Source organism: Nodosilinea sp. AN01ver1, assembly GCF_050565655.1.
In the GTDB taxonomy this organism is placed as follows: Bacteria; Cyanobacteriota; Cyanobacteriia; order Phormidesmidales; family Phormidesmidaceae; genus Nodosilinea.
In genome coordinates, this window is the sequence record NZ_JBNXVS010000002.1 from 342,874 (window position 1) to 351,785 (window position 8,912).

Below are 8,912 nucleotides of genomic sequence, written 5' to 3' on the forward strand. Positions count from 1 at the left end.
TAGCATCCAAATGCCATCTATAACCTGTGAATTCAACCTTGATGTCGCTAGACAGCGGAGCCCAGAGGCCGCTGCGAGTTGTGGTTTACACCGATTCTCTGGGGCTGGGTGGGGCTGAGCTGAGCCTGGGCCATCTGGTTGCAGCCGTGTCAGATGAGATTGCCATCACCGTGGTGGGCGTTGCAGAGAGTGTGGTGGATGCGATCGCTGCCCAGCGGCCCAGCGCCGAAAAAATTGTCTTACCCCCAAGTGGTCTGCCCTCGCTAGCCGCGCACATGACCACGCTGCATCGCCTGCGGCCCGACATTGTGCATCTCAACCTGTGTACCCCCTGGGCGGGCGCGATTGGCCTGGCAGCGGCGCTGACGGTGCCCAAAGCGCGGGTGGTGCGGGTCGATCAGCTGCCGCTGCGAACCACCGATGCCCTGACGCTGTGGCGCACGCGATCGCTGTCGTTGCGGGTCGATGCCCATGTCGCGGTGGGCATCGCATCGGCCCGGCGCATGGAGGATTTCTATGCCCTAGGTCGCCACTCGGTGCTATCGGTGCCCAATGGGGTGCCTGACCGTGCATTTGAGCCAGCCCACACACCAGCCCGCAAAGATCACCGGCTGATGATTGGCACCGTAGGTCGTATGGACGCAGTAAAGGCCCACGACATTCTGCTGCGGGCAATCGCCCAGGTCGAGGATGCCTACCTCATCATCTGGGGCGATGGGGCAGAACGTGATGCCCTAGAGCAGCTGGTGCAGGATCTTCGCATTGGCGATCGCGTTTCGCTGCCGGGGTGGTCTAACACCCCCCGCGCCCACCTGCCCAATGTGGATATCTTCGCGCTGCCGTCGCGATCGGAGGGCTTTCCCCTGGCGATTGTCGAGGCCATGCTGGCGGCTCGCCCCGTAGTTGCAACGCGGGTGGGCAGCGTAGCCGAGGCCGTAATTGAGGGCGAAACCGGGCTTTTGGTGGAGAAAGACGACGTGATGGGTCTGGTCAAAGCCCTGCGCCGATTGCAGGGGGATGCCGCCCTGCGCGATCGCCTCGGTCAGCGGGGTCGAGCCCTGGCGGCGGCCCAGTTTACGGCCCCAACCATGGCCCAGCGCTACGAGCACATCTGGCAAAAGCTGGTAGCAATGCCGCGATCGCCCCGACTGCGAGTGCCGCGTCCCCGTGATTAACTGGCTGGGCTGGCGTTCTGTCAATAGACAGTTGGTCAAAGGACGCAGGGCAGGGTAGGGTGTTACTCTAAAAAACCCGCCTGCGCCCCTTTCTTCTGGAATGCTAGACCTGCTGCTCATCGCCAGCGTCGGATTTTTAGGCAGTTTTGGCCACTGCCTGGGCATGTGCGGACCCATTACCGTGGCCTTCTCGCTGTCTCAGTCCAGGGCAACGCCCAGTCGTTGGCAGCACATTTCGTTTCACCTGCTGCTCAACCTCGGTCGGCTGATGAGCTATACCCTGGTCGGCGTGGCGATCGGAGCGCTGGGGTCGGTGCTGGTGGCCAGTGGGCAAATGGCGGGCATCGGCAGTCCGCTGCGGCGGGGGGTTGCGATCGTCACCGGGCTGCTGCTGATCTGGTTTGGGCTGGCCCAAATTAGCCCCCAGCACATGCCCAAGGTGCCCTTCCTCAACCCGATGTCTGGCCTGCACGATCGCCTCAGCCGCGCCATGCAGGCCCTCTCGCTTAACCCCCAGCGCTGGACGCCGCTGCTGCTGGGGCTGGCCTGGGGGCTGATTCCCTGCGGCTTTTTGTATGCGGCTCAGCTCAAAGCGGCAGAAACCACCGACCCCTGGGCGGGTGGGGCTACCATGCTAGCCTTTGGTATCGGCACCCTGCCGATGATGCTGGGGGTCGGCGTTTCGACCGGATGGGTGAGCGGCGACCGGCGGGGCCAGCTCTTTCGCCTCGGCGGCTGGATTACGCTGGTGATTGGCCTGCTCACGGTCTTTCGGGGCAGCGGCAGCGTCGATTTAACCGGGCACGGGGCGCTGGTTTGTCTGTTTTTGGCCCTGATTGCCCGACCCGTTAGCCGCCTCTGGTCGCCGCTGCTGGTCTACCGCCGCGCCCTGGGGGTAGGGGCCTTTGTGCTCTCGATCGCCCACATTGGTCACATGGTCACTATGGGGTGGAACCCGCTGGCGCTGCCCTTTTTGCTGCCCCGGCTGCAGGTAGGCGGCTGGGCAGGCATCGTCGCTTTTGGGCTAATGACGCCCCTGGCCCTGACCAGCTTTGACCAGGCCCAGCGCTACCTGGGCCACCAGTGGCGACGGCTGCATTTGCTCAGCCTACCGATTTTTGTTCTGGTGGTGGCCCACACGCTGCTGCTGGGGTCGCACTACTGGGGCGGGTTTGAGCGCGCTACAGCAAACCAGATCGCGGCGATCGCCCTGCTTACCCTGGCCCTACTCGCCCTGCTGCTGCGCTGGCGCTGGGTTTGGTCGCTATTGTCTCTAGAGAAATACTATGTCTCGGCGAAGCGTTAGCCTGGTTGGCAGTCTATTCATTAGCGTGGGCAGCCTGACCGGGCTACCGGCCCAGGCTCACAAGACCGAGGTTTCAGGCGATGTCGCGGGTACCTGGCACCTAGAGCCCAACCACAGCGCCAAAGCCGGAGAACCAACTCGGGTTTGGGTAGCCCTCACGCAGCAGGGCGGCAGGGTAATTCCCCTGGATGAGTGTGACTGCAACCTGGCAGTCTACAGGGCTAACCAGAAGGCCTCTGCCCCCGTGATGCAGCCCGCGCTAACCGCGATGTCGCCCGAAAGCTTTGAAAACGTGCCTGGTGCCGAGATCACGTTTCCTGAGGTGGGCGAATACCGGATTGTGCTTACGGGTAGCCCCACCGCTGATGCAGCGTTCACGCCCTTTGAGCTGAGCTACACCACCGTGGTTGCCGCCGGTAGCGCCAGTGCCGTCAAGCCAACTCAGCCAGCGGTAAACGAGGGCCGTTCAGAACCAGTTCCTGCATCCAGCGATCGCGAGAGTGTAGCCGCCCCAGCCCAGGCTAGTTGGGTTTGGGGTATTGCGATCGCGGTAGGTGGGGTAGGGGTTGCGATCGCAGTCCTACTGCTGCTGCGTCGCCAAAAACTCCCGCACCCGCAGGACGATAGCCCAGAGCCGTAGGTCTAGAATCTACCAATGCTTGCAGCCTAAACAATGGGGCATTATAGAAGAAGAAACCCCAGAGGGTAGCGATGGTTCAGCTTGTCGATCGACCTACCGAGCAGCGGTTTATTCACGCAGGCGTAAGCTGGGACAACTTTAAAGCGATTCAGCAAGGGTTTGCCGATTCGCCAGGCATTCGTCTGTTTTATTTCGCTGGGGAGCTAGAGATTTTGTCCACGTCCCCAGAGCATGAGATTGTAAAGGGCAACCTCGGCTACCTGATCGAAGATTACCTGCTGGATCAGGGTGTAGAGTTTGTGGCTACCGGCTCTTTCTCTCAAGAACGGGAGGCGATCGCCTCGGTTCAGGCTGATGAATCGTACTGTTTTGGCACCAGCAAGTCTGTCCCAGACCTGGCGATTGAGGTTGTGTTTACCAGCGGTGGCCCCGACAAACTCCAACGCTACGCCGCCCTAGGTGTTGCCGAGGTCTGGTTTTGGCAAGCGCAGAGCATTAGCATTTATTGCCTGCGATCGGATGGGTATGAGCAAGCCAGCGAAAGTCAGTTTGTGCAGGGCATTGACCTCGATCGCCTGGCCCAGTGCGCCATTATTGAATCTCGTTCTCAATCCGTTAAAGCTTTTCGAGCTTGAAGCTGACATGCTTGAGCCAAAAGTAGCTTTATCAGCAGTCCCAGTAATCAATACACAAACAGCGGCTCATGATTCAATATCAGGCAACTTGTCTAATCTTTGCTGTTGGGCCTGGAAGCGTTGAATTCGCAGTTTGAGTTCGTTAGCGGTTTCTCGAATAGCCTCTATATCAGATGCTAAAAGATGAGGCTGTAGGATTTTGAAAATCGGCTCTAGCTCAGTCGGGTAGTTCATCATCAACTGAGTAATGTCGTTTTCATACAAGCTTGCCCGGTCGAAGTTGCCCTGTCGATAAAGCGAGGGCAGAGCATAGAGTTTGAGAATGATCAAGCCCTCAACCGTGACGCAGCGGATGGTGCGATCGCCAAACGTCTTTTTTATTGCATAACGCTGATTGATTAACTTAAACAGCTTGTTTTGCGTCAACAGTAAATCAACCTGAAGAGGCCCAAAATTTCCTCGAACGAAATCTCGATCTTCTTCGAGAATAACCAACTCTGACAGATCATCTAAGGCTCGTTTGGAAATAATAAAATCAATGTCCTGGGTGTTGCGACCCTCTACATAACTCAGCATTGCAATACCGCCCACTAGCAGGTACTCGATTTGGCGATCTTCCAGCGTGGCAAACAAAGACTCAACCGTAGCCAGCAGATCGCCGAACTCCATTGCGCTACCCCAATTTTTGACATCAAACGCCAGGCCGTTTTGGATGATTTCTGCGATCGCGCTAGTCATCGGTTCATCTTCTCCAATCTGAACCTCAACGAAATCTGGCAACCTATCCCCGAATCTGGATTGTTATATGTAGCACAACCGCTACAACCCTTGTAGCTCATGGGATTCACCTCGTAGACATATCTACAAAGTAGATACTTCAAATGAAATATTTATACAAATTTTTGTTTTGAGTGATAAAAAGATATCCGAGTTGTAGAGCCATCGTTACATTATAAATTAAATTCAGGGCATCCTTGACTTTATAGGTGTTTTAAGTATTACGCTGCTTCACTGCCCTTATGCGAACACCTGTACCTTATTCGTAAAGGTTACTTAGAATGACATTAGGCAGATCGTTGCAACTCTCTATCCTTGAAATTGATTCAACGTCAGAATATTTCAATACTGTTCTGCATTTAGCAGACGCTAACGCAGGGACACTTGGCTTTTTACCCTATGGTGCTTTTCGCAGGCTTGCTGATGAGGGCCTGATTCTTGCTTGTGTCTCCCCTGAAGCTGGTTGTATTGGTTATTTGTTGTATGACATCAGTGGCTACAAAGTAAAGCTAAGGCATCTTTGCATAGCTGAGCAATGGAGAGGCATAGGGGCTGCCAAAGAACTGCTTAAGTCATTAAGGAGCAAAACCTCTCACCTGCAGGGAGTGCAGGCATCATGCCGTAGAGACTATAACCTAAGGGATATGTGGGCATCTCTCGGATTTGTTGCGGTTCATGAACGACCAGGTCGACGAAAAGGAGGAAGCATTCTTACTGAATGGTGGTTAGACTATGGTCATCCAGATCTACTGACCGCTCTTACTCAGCAAGAGACTTCCTCAAAAATCTGTGCTGCTATAGATGCCAATATCTTCTATGACCTATCTGATGAAGAAACAAATGATGAAGATAGCAAAGAATCTAAAGCTTTACTTGCTGATTGGCTTGAACCCGAAGTAGAACTATGCCTTACCGACGAAATCAAGAACGAAATCGACAGAAATAAAGATAGTAGAAAAAGAGTAAAACTACGCCAATTGGCTACTCAGTTTACTCCCTTGTCTTGCACACAAGAGGTACTTGACGAAACTTCTAGAGCATTACGCAAGTACTTTCCATCAACTCTATCAGATAGCGACTCATCAGATTTGCGCCACTTAGCAAGGGTGATTGGTTGCGAATTAGATATTCAATTTTTCATAACCCGAGACAAAAGATTGCTTGAAGAAGCTGAAGAGGGAATTTATAAAGATTTTGATTTAATTATAATTCATCCTATTGATTTTATTCTAAGACTGGATGAATTGCGTAGATCCGCTGATTATCAACCTATTCGCTTAGCAGGAACTAGTATAAAGAGAAAACGGATTCAGAGCGGTGAACAAGAAAAACTAATAAGCTTGTTTTTAAGCTACGCTCAAGGTGAAAGTAAAATTGATTTTCAAAGAGGGCTTCGCCAGGTCTTATCAAACTCTGAACGTTTTGAGTGCTTCACAGTTGGACGTAGAGGCGAAGAACCTATTGCTTTGATAGCTTATGATCGCGAAAATATTAACGAACTCGTAGTCCCGATTTTCAGGTTTCGGAAAACTAAACTAACATCCACAATTCTCCGTCATTGCATTTTTGATTGTTTTTCAAAATCAGCAAAAGAAGGCAGGAACTTTACTACTATCACAGAAAAAAGACTGAGTTCTCAGACTATCACCGCACTCAATCAGGATTATTTCATAGAGACAAGTAGTGGATGGATTCGAGCAAATCCAAATATAGTTGGAAGCTCAGAACAAATTTCAATTCATCTCTCTCACCTATGCAATTCAAAAAATAGCAAATATGCCTGTTTCATGTCACTTGCACAACCTTTAACTGACAAAGATTATCTCAACAACTCAAATCTAGCAGCAAATATAGAACGCATTTTTTATCCTGCAAAGATATCTGACGTTGAAATTCCTAGTTTTATCATTCCCATCCAGTCTTGGTGGGCCAAAGATTTGTTTGACAAAGAACTAGCCGAAGAAATTCTATGGGGAGCAAAAGAGGATCTTGCTCTTAAAAGAGAAGTAGTATATTACCGGGCAAAGAAAGCCCCAAAAACACTAAAAGCACCTGGCCGAATACTATGGTACGTAAGTAAAACTGGCGGCGGTGGAAGCCAAGCCACATTAGGAGCAATAAGGGCATGCTCAAGGCTTGATGAAATCATTATTGGAAAGCCTATAGATCTACACAAGAAATACAGAAGGCTTGGAGTATATAACTTCAAAAATGTGTTGGAGACAGCTAGAAACAATTTCAACCGTGATATCATGGCCATGAAATTTAGTGATACTGAGCTATTTGATAAGCCAGTTGAGCTAGGAGAAATTGAAAATATATTGGGACGCAAGGTTGCAGTTAGAGCCCCATATAAATTAACGTCAGAAGAGTTCATTTCGTTGTATAATTATGGGATCTGTAAAGACATGGAGATATGAGTCTAATGTCACCAAACATACTCCTGCTTTCAATACACCACCAGTATGCAAATATGATATTTGAAGGGGATAAGCAGGTTGAACTTCGCCGCGTTCGCCCGCGTCATCTCCATAATGGGGACTTAATTTTAGTGTATGTTACGTCGCCCGAGCAGGCTCTAGTAGGTGTCATTGAAGTTGAAAAAGTTATTGAAATGTCTCCTGCAGACCTTTGGATGGTTGTCAAAAGAAAAGCCGGGATTACATACGAAGATTTTCATCAATACTATAAGAATTCTAAAACTGGTTTTGCAATCTTCTTGAAGAAAACATTTAGCTTTGATTGCCCGATTGGTTTGGAGCAATTAAGAAAAGAATGGTCTGACTTTCGACCACCCCAGTGCTATCACTATCTTAAAGAAAGAGAACTTAAAATAATTCAGTCAATGGCCGAAAAAGATATTTTGAGTTTGTCTGAAAAACCTAAGTTTTATCAATCTGAGTTAGCACTTAGATCCTAGTGCTCAATAGTTATTCATGTTTCACTGTTTTGCTTTAGATTATTGCTAAGATCCAGGATTGGATGGCGGTTAATCAATTCAGCAAATGGAAGCCATTCTTCTTCTACCGTAAGTATAAGGATCTTTCCACTTTGCTGAGTGCTAGCGACAACTAATCCTTGACTCTTTGCTAGAGGAAACCATTCATTAAACAAGTCTAAATCATTCTTTAAGTTAGCTTGAGTAGGATGGTTGTTTGGTTGCCAAGCATCTTCAATTGCTCGTTTAAGCCATCCAGCAGGATTCTTTATTTTTCCTAGGTCCAAAGCCTCTTTAAGAGCTGCAAGAGCTGTTAGTAATGATTCCTCTGGTGTATCTTCAATTAGTTTCTTCAGTGTGGAGTTAAGCTGAATTCCTAGGTTGGCAACCTCTAATTGAATTTGTTCGGCTTTGTCTTCGGTATTAGAAGCCCTTCGTTGGGATATGCTAGTAACATCGTTGGTACAAGGTTTCTCGCTTTGGAACTGATATTGTTTCAGGAGCTTCTTTAGCTCATTCCTCTCTGCTTTAACCGCTTCGACTTCCCGTTTATAGCGTTCTGCCTCCTCATCGGCGTACAGAGCACGTCCGTGTACCTCCTCAAGATGCTGACGTAAACCCTGATTCTCGGCCCGAAGTTTTTTGACCTCTTGTAGAAGCGTTTTTACCTTTGCAGCGTTAGAAGCATTAGAAGCTTTCTGCTGGGGAGGAACGGTCTTCTTGACTTGCCCTTGTCCCCGAAGCTGTTCAATTCGCTGCCGTAGCTCTGGTTGATTATAGAGCCACGCTCTTGACACCCCAGAAACCTCTTTGACAGTCTCGAAGTTAATCGGGCGACCCTCTTTAATCAACTGGCGAATACCGGCTTCTGCCCGCTCAAAGGTATGTTCACGCTTTCCCTGAGCATGAGACTTAAGCCCCTCTGTATTACGCTGATGCATCCTCTTCCTCCAGCTTGCTTATAATCCTATGAAGATTTTGGGCAACTCGCTCATTCATTTCGATTTGACGTTGCCAGCCATTCACTTTCGCTTTCTCCAACAATTCTTCGGTCTGCAGGAGCTGGGCCTTGTGCTGGTCAAGGAATTCTGTAGTTGTACGAAAATGAGAACAGGTCAAACAAGCATTTGCATGAGGGCACTCTTTTTGATGTACTGGCAAGGCACAAGAGCCATTAGATAAGGATTGGGCCTGGATGTTCCGCTTGAACCATTGATAATCGGAGGTGTCAACTTCTGAGTTTGGATCCAGTTCAATGACTTTGCCAGTAATGTCAACTATCTTTCCATGGAATTTAGCGATCTCTTTTTTAAGTGCGTATTTGCATAACTTCGGCACCTAGTTGCATCAACTTCGGCACCCCCTCGATTGGCGAGGGAAAAACAGCATAGCTGGGCAGGTCAGATTCATTATGCAGTCTGTGAATAGATCGTGAGAATAG

At 49.9% G+C, this 8,912-nt stretch carries 9 protein-coding genes; 6 read left to right on the plus strand and 3 right to left on the minus strand.

Features of this window, described 5'->3' with window-relative positions; genetic code table 11:
* Positions 1–26: 26 nt before the first annotated feature.
* The 4 genes from ACQ4N7_RS03950 (at position 27) to ACQ4N7_RS03965 (ending at position 3,756) form a co-directional block, all read left to right on the plus strand.
* Entirely contained in the window at positions 27–1,175 is a 1,149-nt protein-coding gene (locus tag ACQ4N7_RS03950; protein WP_430710322.1) for a glycosyltransferase, read from the plus strand.
* Positions 1,176–1,275: 100 nt separating this feature from the next.
* Complete coding sequence (locus ACQ4N7_RS03955; protein ID WP_430710323.1) at positions 1,276–2,481, plus strand: sulfite exporter TauE/SafE family protein; 1,206 nt, start codon at positions 1,276–1,278, stop codon at positions 2,479–2,481.
* Positions 2,462–3,121 (plus strand): hypothetical protein, encoded by a 660-nt coding sequence (locus ACQ4N7_RS03960; protein WP_430710324.1) that lies wholly within the window; start codon positions 2,462–2,464, stop codon positions 3,119–3,121. The genes ACQ4N7_RS03955 and ACQ4N7_RS03960 overlap by 20 nt, the downstream gene beginning before the upstream one ends.
* 71 nt (positions 3,122–3,192) lie before the next feature.
* Positions 3,193–3,756: a Uma2 family endonuclease gene (locus ACQ4N7_RS03965; RefSeq protein WP_430710325.1), complete on the plus strand. Its 564-nt coding sequence runs from the start codon at positions 3,193–3,195 to the stop codon at positions 3,754–3,756.
* Positions 3,757–3,822: 66 nt separating this feature from the next.
* Here the strand turns inward: ACQ4N7_RS03965 and ACQ4N7_RS03970 are convergent, their stop codons facing one another.
* Positions 3,823–4,494 carry a hypothetical protein gene (locus ACQ4N7_RS03970; protein WP_430710326.1) on the minus strand — a complete coding sequence of 224 codons (672 nt, stop codon included), beginning with the start codon at positions 4,492–4,494 and terminating at the stop codon, positions 3,823–3,825.
* Positions 4,495–4,832: 338 nt separating this feature from the next.
* Here ACQ4N7_RS03970 and ACQ4N7_RS03975 point away from each other — a divergent pair, with 338 nt between their 5' ends.
* Both ACQ4N7_RS03975 and ACQ4N7_RS03980 read left to right on the plus strand, forming a co-directional pair.
* The gene (locus tag ACQ4N7_RS03975) at positions 4,833–6,953 is read left to right on the plus strand and encodes a GNAT family N-acetyltransferase (RefSeq protein WP_430710327.1); all 2,121 of its coding nucleotides are present in this window, start codon (positions 4,833–4,835) and stop codon (positions 6,951–6,953) included.
* Positions 6,954–6,958: 5 nt separating this feature from the next.
* Entirely contained in the window at positions 6,959–7,453 is a 495-nt protein-coding gene (locus ACQ4N7_RS03980; RefSeq protein ID WP_430710328.1) for an ASCH domain-containing protein, read from the plus strand.
* Between the two features lie 14 nt (positions 7,454–7,467).
* Here ACQ4N7_RS03980 and ACQ4N7_RS03985 read toward each other — a convergent pair whose 3' ends face one another.
* Together ACQ4N7_RS03985 and ACQ4N7_RS03990 are read right to left on the minus strand one after the other, a co-directional pair.
* Positions 7,468–8,412, minus strand: coding sequence for a DUF6262 family protein (locus ACQ4N7_RS03985; RefSeq protein WP_430710329.1), 945 nt, complete (start codon positions 8,410–8,412; stop codon positions 7,468–7,470).
* Positions 8,399–8,809 (minus strand): hypothetical protein, encoded by a 411-nt coding sequence (locus tag ACQ4N7_RS03990; protein WP_430710330.1) that lies wholly within the window; start codon positions 8,807–8,809, stop codon positions 8,399–8,401. Before ACQ4N7_RS03990 ends, ACQ4N7_RS03985 begins: the two co-directional genes overlap by 14 nt.
* Positions 8,810–8,912: the final 103 nt, after the last annotated feature.